Origin of the sequence: Brachybacterium sp. ACRRE, from assembly GCF_022346485.1 — a bacterium.
GTDB classification, from domain to species: domain Bacteria; phylum Actinomycetota; class Actinomycetes; order Actinomycetales; family Dermabacteraceae; genus Brachybacterium; species Brachybacterium halotolerans.
In genome coordinates, this window is record NZ_JAKRMO010000013.1 from 64,022 (window position 1) to 78,689 (window position 14,668).

At 71.8% G+C, this 14,668-nt stretch carries 16 protein-coding genes; 15 read left to right on the top strand and 1 reads right to left on the bottom strand.

Annotation, left to right across the window (positions count from 1 at the left end):
* Positions 1-158: 158 nt before the first annotated feature.
* The 6 genes from MHY49_RS05870 (at position 159) to MHY49_RS05895 (ending at position 5,404) form a co-directional block, all read left to right on the top strand.
* Complete coding sequence (locus MHY49_RS05870) at positions 159-1,022, top strand: metalloregulator ArsR/SmtB family transcription factor (protein WP_239203135.1); 864 nt, start codon at positions 159-161, stop codon at positions 1,020-1,022.
* The gene (gene sufB / locus MHY49_RS05875; protein WP_200500587.1) at positions 1,019-2,449 is read left to right on the top strand and encodes a Fe-S cluster assembly protein SufB; all 1,431 of its coding nucleotides are present in this window, start codon (positions 1,019-1,021) and stop codon (positions 2,447-2,449) included. The genes MHY49_RS05870 and sufB overlap by 4 nt, the downstream gene beginning before the upstream one ends.
* Positions 2,449-3,789: a Fe-S cluster assembly protein SufD gene (gene sufD / locus MHY49_RS05880; RefSeq protein WP_239203136.1), complete on the top strand. Its 1,341-nt coding sequence runs from the start codon at positions 2,449-2,451 to the stop codon at positions 3,787-3,789. Before sufB ends, sufD begins: the two co-directional genes overlap by 1 nt.
* The gene (locus MHY49_RS05885) at positions 3,789-4,133 is read left to right on the top strand and encodes a non-heme iron oxygenase ferredoxin subunit (protein ID WP_152353072.1); all 345 of its coding nucleotides are present in this window, start codon (positions 3,789-3,791) and stop codon (positions 4,131-4,133) included. The genes sufD and MHY49_RS05885 overlap by 1 nt, the downstream gene beginning before the upstream one ends.
* Positions 4,134-4,190: 57 nt before the next feature.
* Entirely contained in the window at positions 4,191-4,949 is a 759-nt protein-coding gene (sufC, locus tag MHY49_RS05890) for a Fe-S cluster assembly ATPase SufC (RefSeq protein WP_239203137.1), read from the top strand.
* 152 nt (positions 4,950-5,101) lie between these two features.
* Entirely contained in the window at positions 5,102-5,404 is a 303-nt protein-coding gene (locus MHY49_RS05895) for a metal-sulfur cluster assembly factor (RefSeq protein ID WP_228359590.1), read from the top strand.
* Positions 5,405-5,628: 224 nt separating this feature from the next.
* On the opposite strand, the gene ald is transcribed toward MHY49_RS05895, so the two are convergent.
* Positions 5,629-6,744 carry an alanine dehydrogenase gene (gene ald, locus MHY49_RS05900; RefSeq protein WP_239203138.1) on the bottom strand — a complete coding sequence of 372 codons (1,116 nt, stop codon included), beginning with the start codon at positions 6,742-6,744 and terminating at the stop codon, positions 5,629-5,631.
* Positions 6,745-6,930: 186 nt separating this feature from the next.
* Here ald and MHY49_RS05905 point away from each other — a divergent pair, with 186 nt between their 5' ends.
* The 9 genes from MHY49_RS05905 to MHY49_RS05945 all read left to right on the top strand — a co-directional run.
* Positions 6,931-8,535 carry an ABC-F family ATP-binding cassette domain-containing protein gene (locus MHY49_RS05905; protein ID WP_370646004.1) on the top strand — a complete coding sequence of 535 codons (1,605 nt, stop codon included), beginning with the start codon at positions 6,931-6,933 and terminating at the stop codon, positions 8,533-8,535.
* 66 nt (positions 8,536-8,601) lie between these two features.
* Positions 8,602-9,255, top strand: coding sequence for a helix-turn-helix domain-containing protein (locus MHY49_RS05910; protein WP_239203139.1), 654 nt, complete (start codon positions 8,602-8,604; stop codon positions 9,253-9,255).
* Positions 9,256-9,263: 8 nt separating this feature from the next.
* A complete protein-coding gene (locus MHY49_RS05915; protein WP_239203140.1) occupies positions 9,264-9,701 on the top strand; it encodes a hypothetical protein in 438 nt (145 codons plus the stop codon).
* A 194-nt stretch (positions 9,702-9,895) separates the two neighbouring features.
* Entirely contained in the window at positions 9,896-10,453 is a 558-nt protein-coding gene (gene efp / locus MHY49_RS05920; RefSeq protein ID WP_200500594.1) for an elongation factor P, read from the top strand.
* Between the two features lies 1 nt (position 10,454).
* Positions 10,455-10,958, top strand: coding sequence for a transcription antitermination factor NusB (gene nusB, locus MHY49_RS05925; RefSeq protein ID WP_239203141.1), 504 nt, complete (start codon positions 10,455-10,457; stop codon positions 10,956-10,958).
* Between the two features lie 183 nt (positions 10,959-11,141).
* On the top strand, positions 11,142-11,750 hold the full coding sequence (gene pyrR / locus MHY49_RS05930) for a bifunctional pyr operon transcriptional regulator/uracil phosphoribosyltransferase PyrR (protein ID WP_239203142.1): 609 nt from the start codon (positions 11,142-11,144) through the stop codon (positions 11,748-11,750).
* Complete coding sequence (locus tag MHY49_RS05935; RefSeq protein ID WP_200500596.1) at positions 11,747-12,727, top strand: aspartate carbamoyltransferase catalytic subunit; 981 nt, start codon at positions 11,747-11,749, stop codon at positions 12,725-12,727. The genes pyrR and MHY49_RS05935 overlap by 4 nt, the downstream gene beginning before the upstream one ends.
* On the top strand, positions 12,724-14,079 hold the full coding sequence (locus MHY49_RS05940; protein WP_239203143.1) for a dihydroorotase: 1,356 nt from the start codon (positions 12,724-12,726) through the stop codon (positions 14,077-14,079). The genes MHY49_RS05935 and MHY49_RS05940 overlap by 4 nt, the downstream gene beginning before the upstream one ends.
* A gap of 10 nt (positions 14,080-14,089) precedes the next feature.
* On the top strand, positions 14,090-14,668 hold a 579-nt coding region (locus tag MHY49_RS05945), incomplete at its 3' end, for a hypothetical protein (protein WP_239203144.1).

Here is a 14,668-nt window from a genome sequence, read left to right on the forward strand (position 1 = left end):
GCGCGCCGCCGAGCCGCCGACCTGCGGTGAGCCTTCCCTAACGTGGGCAGACGCACGTCGGCCTCTCGGTTCCCCCTGCCTTTTCGCAACGTTCGGGTTGTAAAATCGGGCATGTCGGCGTCGCCCGCGTCGACCCCGCAAGGGAAGGAGGGCATCCGATGGCAGCGCACGCAGCGGCGCAGCAGCGCGACTCCGCCGCGCCGCACGGAACTCGAGAACAGCCCGAGAGCCAGGGTCCGCCCGAGCAGCAGGACCAGGCCGGGAACCAGGTCCAGGCCGGGCACCACGACGAGACCGAGCAGCAGGATCGGACCGAGCACCGGGACACCCGCGATCGGCTCATCGATGCGATCTCCGCCCACGGCCCGATCTCGGCCCGAGCCCTCGCCGAGATGTTCGGCCTCACCAGCGCCGCGGTCCGACGGCACCTCTCCGCCCTCGAGGCCGACGGCGTGATCGAGGAGCACGACGTCCCCGTGCACCAGCGCGGGCGCGGGCGCCCCTCGAAGAGCTTCGTGCTCTCGGCCTCCGCCCACGAGGACCTCGGCAGCGAGTACGACGACCTGGCGATGCTCGCGCTCGACGAGCTCGCCCGCCGCGGCGGGGGAGAGGCGCTCACGCACCTCGCCTGCGCACGCGTCGCCCCCTGGGAGGAGGACCTCTCCGCCCGGGTCGGCGAGCTCGAGGAGGCGGGCGAGGAGGTCTCGCGTGCACGCCGCGTCGAGATCCTCGCCGACATCCTCACCGAGCGCGGCTACGCCGCCACGGTGCGCCCCGTGACCGTGACCATCCCGGCCTCCGGGGGGTCCGGCAGGCCGCGTACGGTGGAGACGGCACAGCTGGTCCAGGGCCACTGCCCGATCCAGGACGTCGCGGCCCGCCACCCCGAGCTGTGCGAGGCGGAGACCACGGCCATCGGCCGGATGGCGGGAGCGCCCGTCCAGAGGCTCGCGACACTTGCAGGCGGCGCCCACGCCTGCACGACCCACATTCCGCTCACGGAGGGAAACACACCACGATGACGAGTGCACCCGAGCAGCAGATGAGCCAGGACGAGATCATCTCGTCCATCGGCAATTACGCCTTCGGCTGGCACGACGAGGACGCCGCCGGCGCCTCGGCCCGCCGCGGGCTGAACGAGGAGGTCGTGCGCGACATCTCCGCGAAGAAGAGCGAGCCCGAGTGGATGCTCGAGCGCCGCCTGAAGGGTCTGCGCCTGTTCGACAAGAAGCCGATGCCCCAGTGGGGCGCCGACCTCTCCGGGATCGACTTCGAGAACATCAAGTACTTCGTCCGCTCGACGGAGAAGCAGGCCGCGAGCTGGGACGACCTCCCGGACGACATCAAGGAGACCTACGACCGCCTGGGCATCCCCGAGGCCGAGAAGCAGCGCCTCGTGGCCGGCGTCGCCGCCCAGTACGAGTCCGAGGTCGTCTACCACCAGATCCGCGAGGACCTCGAGGCCCAGGGCGTCATCTTCATGGACACCGACACGGGCCTGAAGGAGCACCCCGAGCTGTTCGAGGAGTACTTCGGCACGGTCATCCCGGCCGGCGACAACAAGTTCTCCGCCCTGAACACCGCGGTGTGGTCCGGCGGCTCCTTCGTGTACGTCCCGCCGGGCGTGCACGTGGAGATCCCGCTGCAGGCCTACTTCCGGATCAACACCGAGAACATGGGCCAGTTCGAGCGCACCCTGATCATCGCCGACGAGGGCTCGTACGTGCACTACGTCGAGGGCTGCACCGCGCCGATCTACCAGACCGACTCGCTGCACAGCGCCGTCGTCGAGATCGTCGTGAAGAAGAACGCCCGCGTGCGCTACACGACCATCCAGAACTGGTCGAACAACGTGTACAACCTCGTCACCAAGCGCACCACCGTCGAAGAGGGCGGGACCATGGAGTGGGTCGACGGCAACATCGGCTCCAAGGTCACCATGAAGTACCCCGCGGTGTGGCTGATGGGCGAGCACGCCCGCGGCGAGACCCTGTCGATCGCCTTCGCCGGCGAGAACCAGCACCAGGACACCGGCTCGAAGATGGTGCACATGGCGCCGCACACCTCGAGCTCGATCGTCTCGAAGTCGGTCTCCCGCGGCGGCGGCCGCTCGAGCTACCGCGGGCTCGTGCAGGTCATGCCGGGCGCCGAGCACAGCGCCTCGACCGTGCTGTGCGACGCGCTGCTGGTGGACACGATCTCCCGCACCGACACCTACCCCTACGTCGACGTGCGCGTGGACGACGTCCAGATGGGCCACGAGGCCACGGTCTCGAAGGTCTCCGAGGAGCAGCTCTTCTACCTGATGAGCCGCGGCATGGAGGAGACCGAGGCGATGGCCATGATCGTGCGCGGGTTCATCGAGCCCATCGCGCGCGAGCTGCCCATGGAGTACGCGCTCGAGCTGAACCGCCTGATCGAACTGCAGATGGAAGGAGCCGTCGGCTGATGACGACGACCGATGTGAAGGGCCCCGAGAGCACAGGGGACGAGCAGGCCAACGAGGCGGTCGGCGGCGCCGCGGGCGCCGCCCCCGTCGCCGCTCAGGACGTGCTCGTCGAGGACGAGGACCGCGGCGAGGCCGGACGCGCCGTCCGCGCGGAGCTCGAGGACGAGGGCATCGCACTGCCCGGCTCCCCGGCCTCCGGGGAGGACTCGCACGCCACCCGCGCGAACCGCGTGCGCTCCTTCGAGGTCGCGGACTTCTCCCGGCCGACGTCCAAGGACGAGGAATGGCGCTTCACGCCGCTGCGCGTGCTCTCCCCGCTGTTCGAGGACCTGCCCACCGAGGACCTCGAGGGAGATCCGGCCGTCGGCTACGAGGTCAGCGTCCCCGAGGGCGCCCCCGAGGCCTCGACGCTCGCCCCGGGGCAGAGCCCGCGGGGCACCGCGCTCGTGCCCGAGGACATCGTCTCCGCGGTGGCCTCGGCCCGCACCGAGCAGGCGCTGCACCTGCGCGCGCCCCGCGGCGCCGAGCTCGCCGATCCGTTCCGCGTGGCGATCACCGGGCGCGGCGCCGAGCGCCGCGGCAACGCCCACGTGGTCCTGGAGACCGAGGAGTCCTCGGTCGCGACCTTCGTGCTGGACCACACGGGCAGCGCGCGGTTCGCCGAGAACGTCGAGATGATCGTCGGCGACAACTCGCAGATGACCGTGATCTCGCTGCAGAACTGGGAGGACGATGCGCTGCACATCTCCGCCCACCACTCGCGGCTGGGACGCGATGCGCGTCTGAAGCACATCGTCGTGACCCTCGGCGGCCGCGCGGTGCGCATCAACGCGATCGGCGAGTTCAGCGCCCCCGGCTCGGAGCTCGAGAAGCTGGGCCTGTACTTCTCCGACGAGGGCCAGTTCCTCGAGCACCGCATCTTCGTGGACCACGCGGCCCCGAAGTGCACCTCGAACTCGGCCTACAAGGGCGCGCTGCAGGGCAAGGGCGCGCGCTCGGTCTGGGTGGGCGACGTGCTCATCCGCAAGGAGGCCGAGGGCACCAGCACCTACGAGCTGAACCGCAACCTCGTGCTCACCGAGGGCGCCCGCGCCGACTCGGTGCCGAACCTCGAGATCGAGACCGGGGAGATCGAGGGTGCCGGCCATGCCGCCGCCACCGGTCGCTTCGACGACGAGCAGCTGTTCTACCTGCGCGCCCGCGGCATCCCCGAGCTCGAGGCCCGCAGGCTCGTCGTGCGCGGCTTCTTCGCCGAGCTCATCCAGCAGATCGACGTCCCCGAGATCCGCGAGGCCCTCACCGACTCGATCGAGGCGGAGCTGCAGCGGAGCATGAACTGATGAGCGACTCCTTCGTCCCCGTCGCGCGCCTGACGGACCTCGCCCCCGGCGAGGCCCTGGGCCTCGAGGTCTCCGGCCTCGAGATCGCCCTGGTGCGCGACGAGGACGGGGGAGTGCACGCCCTCGCGGACATCTGCTCCCACGACGACGTCGCGCTGTCCGACGGCGACGTCGAGGGGTGCACGCTGGAGTGCTGGAAGCACGGGAGCCAGTTCGACCTGGTGACCGGACGCCCCCTCCAGCTGCCCGCCGTCCGTCCCGTCCCCGTCTATCCCGTCCGCGTCGACGCGGACGGCCAGATCGCCGTCGACCCCGAGCATGCGCTCACAGGGTCCGCGGGCTGAGCGGCCGTCCTCCCGACGCACCGAACGTCCTGTCACTTCCGAAGGAGACCACCCACCATGTCGATCCTCGAGATCCGCGATCTGCACGCCACCGTCGAGACCCCTGAGGGCACCAAGGAGATCCTCAAGGGCGTCGACCTCACCATCCGCAGCGGCGAGACCCACGCGATCATGGGCCCCAACGGCTCGGGCAAGTCCACGCTCGCCTACTCCATCGCCGGCCACCCCAAGTACGAGATCACCTCGGGCACCGTGACGCTCGACGGCGAGGACGTCCTCGCGATGAGCGTCGACGAGCGCGCCCGCGCCGGCCTGTTCCTGGCCATGCAGTACCCGGTCGAGGTCCCCGGCGTCACCGTCTCGAACTTCCTGCGCACCGCCAAGACCGCGATCGACGGCGAGGCCCCGGCCCTGCGCACCTGGGTCAAGGACGTGCGCGGCGCGATGGACAACCTGAAGATGGATCCGGTCTTCGCCGAGCGCAACGTCAACGAGGGCTTCTCCGGCGGCGAGAAGAAGCGCCACGAGATCCTCCAGATGGAGCTGCTGAAGCCGTCCATGGCGATCCTCGACGAGACCGACTCCGGCCTCGACGTCGACGCCCTGCGCGTGGTCTCCGAGGGCGTGAACCGCGCCAAGGACACCACCGACGTGGGCATCATGCTGATCACCCACTACACGCGCATCCTCAACTACATCAAGCCCGGCTTCGTGCACGTGTTCGTGAACGGCCAGGTCGCCGAGCAGGGCGGCCCCGAGCTCGCCGAGCGCCTCGAGGCCGAGGGCTACGAGCGCTTCCTCACGGGTGCCAAGTGACCGCCCCGGCGAACGACGGAGCGGACGCCCAGGTGCCGGCCGACGGCGCGGTCTCGGGTGACGGCACAGCTCCGGCCGACGGCACAGCCCCGGCCGACGGCACGGCCGCATCGGACGGCGCCGCCGCGACGGAGGGCGAGCCCTCGACCTTCGTGAGCGAGGAGGAGGTGCGGGAGTCCCTCAAGGACGTCATCGACCCCGAGCTCGGGATCAACGTCGTGGACCTCGGCCTCGTCTACGGCATCACCGTGGACCAGGGCAACGCCGTGGTCGACATGACGCTGACCTCCGCCGCGTGCCCCCTCACCGACGTGCTCGAGGAGCAGACCTTCGCGGCGCTCGACCCCATCTGCGAGACGCACCGGATCAACTGGGTCTGGATGCCGCCGTGGGGCATGGAGATGATCACCGAGGACGGCCGCGAGCAGCTGAGGGCCATCGGCTTCAACCTCTGACCCGCGGCCGACGTCCGGGATCCGCACCAGCGAGGCCACTCGTGCGACTGCGCACGGGTGGCCTCGCTGCGTATCGGGGACCTGGCCGAGGGTCGGCGCGGCCTCGCCGAGAGCCGGGCACCGAACAGTGCTGCGCAGCTGTCGTCATGGAGCCGCATAACGACGATTGCGCAGCACTGTTCGTGGTTCCGGGCCGGTGGGGGTGGCGGCCGGCGGCCCCGTTCTCAGCCCAGCACGACGGCGGGCTCGACCGCGTCGATCCCGTGGGCCTCGCCGACGCCGGTGTTGGTGAGCGTCCCGGCGTGCGCGTTCAGCCCCTTGGCGAGCGCGGCGTCCGCCCGCAGCGCGTCGCGCCATCCGGAGCCGGCGATCCGCATCACGTAGGGGAGCGTCGCGTGCGTGAGCGCCGCGGTCGCGGTGACGGGCACGCTCCCGGGCATGTTCGCCACGCAGTAGAAGTTCGTGTCGTGCACGCGGAACGTGGGCGCGTCGTGGGTGGTGGCGTGGGAGCCCTCGAAGCAGCCGCCCTGGTCGATCGCGACGTCCACGAGCACCGAGCCCGGCTTCATCGTGCTCACCATCTCGTCGGTCACGAGCTTGGGGGCGCGCTTGCCCGGGATCAGCACGGAGCCGATCACCACGTCGGCCTGCCGGATCATCTCGGAGAGGTCCAGGCGCGTGGAGTAGCGGGTGAGGATGGCGCCGGAGTGGACCGTCGCGATCTCCTGGAGCCGCCCGAGGTTCACGTCCATCACGGTGACGTCGGCATGGAGGCCGTTCGCCATCACCGCGGCCTGCTCGCCCACGACGCCGCCGCCGATCACGAGCACCTTCGCCTCGCCGGTGCCGGGAACGCCGCCCATCAGCACCCCCGAGCCGCCCAGCGGCTTCATGAGGTGGTAGGCCGCGACCTGGGTCGCGAGCCGTCCGGCGATCGCGCTCATCGGCGCGAGCAGCGGCAGCGAGCGATCGGCCCTCTGCACCGTCTCGTACGCGATGGCCGTGGTCCCGGAGTCCAGGACCGCGCGGGTGAGGGCCTCGTCGGCCGCGAGGTGGAGGTAGGTGAACAGGATCTGCCCCTCGCGCAGCAGCGACTGCTCGCTCGGGAGGGGCTCCTTGACCTTGACGATCATCTCGGCGCCGCCCCACACGTCGGCGGCGTCGGGCACGATCCTCGCGCCGGCCTCTGCGAAGTCCTCATCGCGCACGCCCGCTCCGAGGCCCGCCGAGGCCTCCACGAGCACCTCGTGCCCGGCGTGGGTGAGCTCGTGGACGCCGGCGGCGGTCAGCCCCACCCGGTACTCGTTGTTCTTGATCTCGCGGGGGACCCCGATGATCATGCTCGCTCCTTCGACGACGTGATCTGCGGCCCGCGGGACTCGGCCCGCGGGCCGGAGGACCTCGATGTCCTCCTCACCACATCACAGCACACGGGAGCGGTATTCGTGGGCGTCCTCGGCCGGTGACGAACTAGGGTGGACCGGGCCCCGGAGCGGGGTCCCGTCCACTGCGCGAGGAGCCCTTCCGTGATCACCGTCTCCGACCTCGAGGTCCGCATGGGAGCGCGGCTGCTCATGAGCGGAGTGTCCTTCCAGGTGACCGCGGGCGACCGCATCGGTCTCGTCGGCCGCAACGGCGCCGGCAAGACCACCCTCACCAAGGTCCTCTCCGGCACCCTGCAGCCCACCGAGGGACGCGTCGAGGTGAGCGGGGAGCTCGGCTACCTGCCCCAGGACACCCACACCGGCGACCCCGAGCAGCTGGTGATCGCCCGCATCCTCTCCGCCCGCGGCCTCGACGACATCATGCAGCGCCTCCACCGGGCCGAGCTCGACATGGCCGACATGACCATCTCCGACGCCAAGCGCGAGAAGGCCATGGACCGCTACGCGCGGATCGACGCCGAGCTCACCTCCCGCGGCGGATACGCCGCGGAGTCCGAGGCCCGCCGGATGGCGGCGAACCTGGGGCTCCCGGACCGCCTGCTCGAACAGGGCCTCGGCACGCTCTCGGGCGGCCAGCGCCGCCGCGTCGAGCTCGCCAGGATCCTGTTCTCCCAGGCGGACACGATGATCCTCGACGAGCCGACGAACCACCTCGACGCCGACTCGATCATCTGGCTGCGCGACTACCTCATGACCTTTAAGGGCGGGCTGATCGTCATCAGCCACGACGTCCAGCTCGTCGAGCAGGTCGTGAACAAGGTGTTCTACCTCGACGCCAACCGCGGCGCGATCGACATCTACAACATGGGCTGGAAGCTCTACCTGCGCCAGCGCGAGGACGACGAGAAGCGGCGTCGGCGCGAGCGGCAGAACGCGGAGAAGAAGGCCACCCAGCTCACCGCCCAGGCGGAGAAGATGCGCGCGAAGGCCACCAAGGCCGTCGCCGCCCAGAACATGCTCCGCCGCGCCGAGCGCATGCTCGACGGCGTCGAGGGCGAGCGCCAGCAGGACCGCGTCGCCTCCCTGCGCTTCCCCAAGCCGGCCTCCTGCGGGAAGACCCCGCTGATGGCGGAGGACCTCTCGAAGTCCTACGGGAGCCTGGAGATCTTCACCGGCGTGGACCTCGCGATCGACCGCGGCAGCCGCGTCGTCGTCCTGGGTCTGAACGGTGCGGGCAAGACCACGCTGCTGCGGGTGCTCGCCGGCGTCGACGAGTCCGACACCGGCCGCATCATCCCCGGCCACGGCCTGCGCGTGGGCTACTACGCGCAGGAGCACGAGACCCTCGACCCCGACCGCACGGTGCTCGAGAACATGATGACGGCCGCCATCGAGCTCCCCGAGGTCGAGGCCCGCAAGATCCTCGGCTCGTTCCTGTTCAGCGGGGACGACGTGCACAAGCCCGCAGGGGTGCTCTCGGGAGGGGAGAAGACCCGGCTGGCCCTGGCCACGCTCGTGGTCTCGAGCGCGAACGTGCTGCTCCTGGACGAGCCGACGAACAACCTCGACCCCGCGAGCCGCGAGGAGATCCTCGGTGCGCTCGCGGCCTTCGAGGGCGCCGTGATCCTGGTCTCCCACGACCCGGGCGCCGTCCGGGCGCTCTCGCCCGAGCGCGTGCTGGTCATGCCCGACGCGGTCGAGGACCTCTGGAACCAGAGCTACGAGGAGCTCATCGAGCTCGCCTGACAGCAGAACACGGCTGTATCGGACGACATCGCGCATTTCGTGCGTGATGGGGCTAGACTCGCGGCCATGTTCGTCCTCACCGTCGACCAGCACGACAGCCGGCGCACCACCGATCGCGTGCCCGAGCTGATCGAGGCGCTGCACGACGTCCCCCTCCGTCTGCGTCCCGAGCGGACGGCGGGCGACGAGGTGCAGATGCTCGCCGACTCGGCCGATGCGGTCCTCGCGTGCGTGCTGCGCATGCTCGAGCTCGGCGGCTGGAGCGTGGGGGTGGGCATCGGACCCGTCGAGCTCCCGCTGCCGGCCTCCGTGCGCGAGGGGCGCGGGGACGCCTTCATCGCCGCCCGCCGCGCGGTCGAGAGCGCCCGCCGCACCAGCTCGATCCCCGTCAGCGTGCGCACCGCCGACCCTCGCCAGCGGGAGCAGACCGAGGAGCTGCAGGCGCTGCTGCGCCTGGTCGGACGCGAGGTCACCTCCCGCAAGCCCGGGCAGTGGCGCGTGGTCCACGCGATGCTCGAGGATCCGTCGGCCACGCAGGCGCAGATCGCCGAGCGTCTCGAGGTGACCCAGCAGACCGTCTCGCGCGCCTTCACCACGAGCGGCTGGCGCGAGGAGCAGGCCGTGCACCCTCTCGTGCGGCGCCTGCTCGCGATGCTCGACCTCACCTCGGACCGCTCGATGGACCGCCCGGGCTCGGGCCGTCCGGGCCATCTGCCATGATCCAGGACATGCTCACCCACCTTCCCGAGCTCGCGGTGATCGTGCTCGCCCTGCTGCTCGCCTCGCTCGGCGGGTGGCCGCTGTCCTCGTTCGTGCTGCGCCTGTCGCGCTCGCCCCGACGCGCCCGTCCGACCGCGCAGCGGCGCGGCGGGGTCCCCGTCCTCGAGGCGCCCGCGCATCCGGCGAAGGACTGGAGCACCCCGGAGCTGCTGCGCGGAGGGCTGTGGATCGGACTGCTCGAGAGGATCGCGGTGACCGCCTGCGTGCTCGCCGACCACCCCGAGATGATCGCGGTCGTCGTCGCGCTCAAGGGCCTCGGCCGCTACCCCGAGCTGCGCGCCCACGAGGGCGCGTCCGAGCGCTTCCTCGTGGGCACCTTTGCCTCGCTGCTGTGGGCGGTCGCGATCGGCGCGATCGGCCTCGCCCTGCTGCGCACGCTCGCCTGACGGGGCGGCGCGGGGTCGGACGATGCGAGCTTCGCTACGTCGGGGCGTCCGCGAGCGGCCCGGGGGAGCGGCGGATGCGGCTCCAGGCGGTAAAGTGGGCGAGCCTGCGGCGTGACCTCGATCGCGCCGCATGCGCACCGCAAGGCGCGAGAGCGCACACCGGGCGAGACGCCCGTCGACTCCCGAGGAGACCCATGGCGACGACCAACGACCTCAAGAACGGCATCGTGCTGAACCTGGACAACCAGCTCTGGCAGGTCGTCGAGTTCCAGCACGTGAAGCCGGGCAAGGGGCCCGCCTTCGTGCGCACCAAGATCAAGAACGTGCTGTCGGGCAAGACGGTCGACAAGACCTTCAACGCCGGCGTGAAGGTGGAGACCGCGACGGTCGACAAGCGCGACATGCAGTACTCCTACCTCGACGGCGACCTCTACGTCTTCATGGACACCTCCACCTGGGAGCAGACCAACGTCCCCGGCGACATCGTCGGCGATGCCAAGGACTTCCTGCTCGAGGGCGCCGACGTCGTGATCGCGTTCCACGACGAGAAGGTGCTCTACGTCGAGCTGCCCGCGAGCGTCGTCCTGGAGATCACGCACACCGAGCCCGGCCTGCAGGGCGACCGCTCCTCCGGCGGGACCAAGCCCGCCACCCTCGAGACCGGCCGCGAGATCCAGGTGCCGCTGTTCCTCGAGCAGGGCACCAAGGTCAAGGTCGACACCCGCTCCGGCGACTACCTCGGGCGCGCCTGACGTGCAGGATCCGCTGAGCCTTCCCCTGCCCGGTCGCGAGGGCGAGGAGGTCGAGCTGCTGGAGACGCATCCCGCGAACCCCAAGCGCCTGACCTCCCGCTCCCGCGAGCGGGTGCGGGCGATCGACGTCGTCTTCGAGGCCGACGCCCGCGAGCGCGATCTGAGCGACGTGCTCGCCGAGCGGCGGGTGCGCACGGCGGCGCAGACCGCTCTTCCCGAGCGCTCCGCGCACCTGGTCGAGCTCGTCGCCGAGCATCGCGACGAGATCGACGAGCAGCTCTCCACCCACAGCCGCGACTGGCCCCTGCACCGCATGCCCGCCGTGGACCGCGCGATTCTGCGCACCGGAGCCGCCGAGATCCTCCACGACACCCCGGCCGACGGCGTCGGCCCCGTGATCGGCGAGTACGCGACGATCGCGCGCGAGCTGTCCACCGAGGACTCCCCGCGCTTCGTCAACGGCCTCCTGCAGCGCATCGGCGAGATGCGCGACCTGCTGGGCTGAGCGCCCGCCGCCGGCGGCCGTCCGCCGTCCGACAGCCGCTGCGCTGAGACCTCCGCTACAGCTCCCGCCACCACCTGAGACGGCGCGCGGGAGCGCGCGCCCCGCGCGCTACGATCAACAGCGATCGCACCGATCCACCACCCTTTAACCTCGCGTCCCGTGAGACGCGGAAGGGAGAAGATCATGACCGCAGATCGACCGGGCCCCGTTGCGCCCGGGGGCGAGAAGACCGTCCTCTCGGAGGACGACATCTCCCGCTCCCTCACGCGCATCGCCCACGAGATCATCGAGACCGGCCACGGGGCCGACGACCTCGTGCTGCTGGGCATCCCGCATCGCGGCGTCCCCCTCGCGCGGCGCATCGCCGCCACCATCGCCGAGGCCGAGGGCGCCGGGCGCGACCCGGACTCCCTGGCCGGTTCCCTGGACATCACCCTGTACCGGGACGACCTGCGCCGCAGCCCCGCACGGCTGCCGCACCCCACGCACATCCCCTCCGGCGGGATCGACGGGAAGGTCGTCGTCCTCGTCGACGACGTCCTCTACTCCGGGCGCACCGTGCGCGCCGCCCTCGACGCGCTCTCCGCGATCGGCCGGCCCGCCGTCGTGCGCCTCGCGGTCCTCGTGGACCGCGGCCACCGCGAGCTGCCGATCCGCGCCGACCACGTCGGCAAGAACCTCCCCACCTCGCGCAGCGAGCGCGTGGGCGTGCTGCTCACCGAGACCGACGGCGAGGACGCGGTGAGGATCTCCCGCCCCGACGCCCCCGAGGACGAGGAGGCACGGCGATGAAGCACCTGACCGGCATCGGCGACCTGGACCGCGCCTCTGCGATCGAGCTGCTGGACACCTCGACCCGCATGGTCGCCACGCAGGAGCGGCAGATGCGCAAGCTGCCCACCCTCGTCGGCACCACCGTGGTGAACCTCTTCATGGAGGACTCCACGCGCACCCGCATCAGCTTCGAGGCCGCCGCCAAGCGCCTCTCGGCCGACGTCATCAACTTCTCCGCCAAGGGATCGAGCATCTCCAAGGGGGAGTCGCTCAAGGACACCGCGCTGACCCTGCGCGCGATGGGGGCCGACGCCGTCGTGGTGCGCGCCCCCGCCTCGGGCGCGGCCCACAAGCTCGCGCACTCCGGCTGGATCGACGTCCCGATCGTCAACGCCGGCGACGGCACCCACCAGCACCCCACCCAGGCGCTCCTGGACTCCTTCACCCTGCGCCGCCACCTCGGCGGGGAGCAGAGGGACGGGGAGCGCGCGGGCAGCGTCGACGGACAGGGCCTCGACGGCCTCCACGTCGTCATCGTCGGCGACATCATGCACTCCCGCGTCGCCCGCTCGAACGTGCAGCTGATGACGCTGCTCGGCGCCCGCGTCACCCTCGTGGCCCCGCCCTCGCTGGTCCCCGTCGGGGCCGACGTCTGGCCCTGCGACGTGCTCTACGACCTCGACGAGGCGATCGCCCTGGCCCCCGACGCCGTGATGATGCTTCGCGTCCAGCGCGAGCGGATGCTCGGCGGCGGCTACTTCCCCAGCGCGGCCGAGTACACCCGGCGCCTGCAGCTCACGCAGGAGCGCGCCGACCGCCTGCCCGCCCACGCGATCGTCATGCACCCCGGCCCGATGAACCGCGGCTTCGAGATCGCCGGAGGAGTGGCCGACGGCCCCCGCAGCGTGATCGTCGAGCAGGTCGCGGCGGGCGTGAGCGTCCGCATGGCCGTGCTCTTCCACCTGCTGGCCTCCAACGCGAGGGAGGAATCATGACCCCCACCACCGCTTTTGCCGCCGACGCCGCGGCGACCGGCGCAGACCGCGCCGCCGCACCCGCCCTGCTGATCCGCGGCGGCCGCCCCTACGGCGAGGACGTCGCCGACGTCCTGGTCGAGGACGGCACGATCTCCGCCGTCGGCCCCGACCTCTCCGCCCCCGAGGGCGCCGAGGTCGTCGACGCCGAGGGCTGCATCGTGCTGCCCGGCCTCGTCGACCTGCACACGCATCTGCGCGAGCCCGGGGGCGAGGAGGCCGAGACCGTCGAGACCGGCACCCGCGCCGCCGCCCGCGGCGGCTTCACCGCCGTGCACGCGATGGCCAACACGACGCCCGTCGCGGACACCGCGGGCGTCGTCGAGCAGGTCCTCCAGCGCGGGGAGGACGCCGCCTGGTGCGCCGTCCACCCCATCGGCGCCGTCACCGTGGGATTGGGCGGGGAGCGCCTCGCCGAGCTCGACGCGATGGCCGGCTCCCGCGCCCGGGTGCGCGTGTTCAGCGACGACGGCAAGTGCGTCTCCGACCCGGTGCTCATGCGCCGCGCCCTGGAGTACGTGAAGACCTTCGACGGCGTCATCGCCCAGCACGCGCAGGACCCGCGGCTGACCGAGGGCGCGCAGATGCACGAGGGCCGCGTCTCCGCCGAGATCGGCCTCACCGGCTGGCCCAGCGTCGCCGAGGAGTCGATCATCGCCCGCGACGTGCTCCTCGCCGAGCACGTCGGCTCGCGCCTGCATGTCTGCCACCTCTCGACCGCCGGCAGCGTCGAGATCGTCCGCTGGGCCAAGCAGCGCGGCGTGGACGTGACCGCCGAGGTCACCCCGCACCATCTCCTGCTCACCGACGAGGAGGCGCGCGGCTACGACGCGGTGTACAAGGTGAACCCGCCGCTGCGCACACAGGCCGACGTCGAGGCCGTGCGCGAGGGGCTGGCCGACGGCACGATCGACATCGTCGCGACCGACCACGCCCCGCACCCGGCCGATGCCAAGGACCGCGAGTGGGACACCGCCGCGTTCGGGATGACCGGCCTGGAGACCGCGCTCGGGATCGTCCAGCAGACCATGGTCGACACCGGGACCCTGACCTGGCGGGACGTCGCCCGGGTCCTCTCCGAGACGCCCGCCCGGATCGCGCGGGACCTCGACCAGGGGCGCCCGCTGGCCGCCGGCGAGGTCGCCCACGTGCTGGTGTGGGACCCGCGGCCGGCCGCCGAGGTCGACCCCGAGGAGCACGCCTCGCGCGGGCGGAACTCGCCCGTGGCGGGCCGCACGCTGCCCGGTCGCAACCGGCTCACCCTGCTCGCAGGCCGCCCCACGGTGCGGGACTCCCGCCTCGCGGAGCACTGAGCGGGCGAGCATGGACCTCACCCGCTACCTCCCGCCCGTCCTCGCCCTGGTCGTCGTGCTCGCGCTGTGCGTGCTGCTGGCCTGGTGGGGCTGGCGGCGGCGCGCCGCCCGGCAGGGCGATCTGCCCGAGCTCCCGCAGCCGGTCGCCGGCGGCAGGGCGCTGAGCTGGGGGAGCGAGCCCGAGGCCGCGACGGGCGTCTACGTCGCGACCACCCTGGCCGGCCGCCCGCTCGAGCGCGTCACCGCGCGCGGTCTCGGCTCCCGCAGCCGCGCGTCGGTCTCCGACGCGGACGACGGCGGACGGCCCGTCCTGCACGTGGAGCGCCAGGGCGCCCCGAGCTTCCTCATCCCCTGGGCCGACGTCCGCTCCGTCCACGCCGCGCCCGGCATGGTCGGCAAGTGGGTCGGCGGCGACGGCCTCCTCGTCATCCGCTGGCAGCTGGGCCCGACCGAGCTCGACACCGGCTTCCGCCTCGACGAGCGCGCCGACCAGGACCGCTTCCTCGCCCTCGCCGTCCAGCGCCTGCCCTCCGCTCCGTCCGATCGGACGGACCCGCCCCCGTCGGCACCATCTCCGTCGGACCCGCCC

Excerpts from the sequence above, each read along its gene's own strand:
- MHY49_RS05870 (WP_239203135.1), top strand. The coding sequence starts at position 159 with ATGGCAGCGCACGCAGCGGCGCAGCAGCGCGACTCCGCCGCGCCGCAC.
- sufB (WP_200500587.1), top strand. The coding sequence starts at position 1,019 with ATGACGAGTGCACCCGAGCAGCAGATGAGCCAGGACGAGATCATCTCG.
- sufD (WP_239203136.1), top strand. The coding sequence starts at position 2,449 with ATGACGACGACCGATGTGAAGGGCCCCGAGAGCACAGGGGACGAGCAG.
- MHY49_RS05885 (WP_152353072.1), top strand. The coding sequence starts at position 3,789 with ATGAGCGACTCCTTCGTCCCCGTCGCGCGCCTGACGGACCTCGCCCCC.
- sufC (WP_239203137.1), top strand. The coding sequence starts at position 4,191 with ATGTCGATCCTCGAGATCCGCGATCTGCACGCCACCGTCGAGACCCCT.
- ald (WP_239203138.1), bottom strand. The coding sequence starts at position 6,744 with ATGATCATCGGGGTCCCCCGCGAGATCAAGAACAACGAGTACCGGGTG.
- MHY49_RS05910 (WP_239203139.1), top strand. The coding sequence starts at position 8,602 with ATGTTCGTCCTCACCGTCGACCAGCACGACAGCCGGCGCACCACCGAT.
- MHY49_RS05915 (WP_239203140.1), top strand. The coding sequence starts at position 9,264 with ATGCTCACCCACCTTCCCGAGCTCGCGGTGATCGTGCTCGCCCTGCTG.
- efp (WP_200500594.1), top strand. The coding sequence starts at position 9,896 with ATGGCGACGACCAACGACCTCAAGAACGGCATCGTGCTGAACCTGGAC.
- pyrR (WP_239203142.1), top strand. The coding sequence starts at position 11,142 with ATGACCGCAGATCGACCGGGCCCCGTTGCGCCCGGGGGCGAGAAGACC.
- MHY49_RS05935 (WP_200500596.1), top strand. The coding sequence starts at position 11,747 with ATGAAGCACCTGACCGGCATCGGCGACCTGGACCGCGCCTCTGCGATC.
- MHY49_RS05940 (WP_239203143.1), top strand. The coding sequence starts at position 12,724 with ATGACCCCCACCACCGCTTTTGCCGCCGACGCCGCGGCGACCGGCGCA.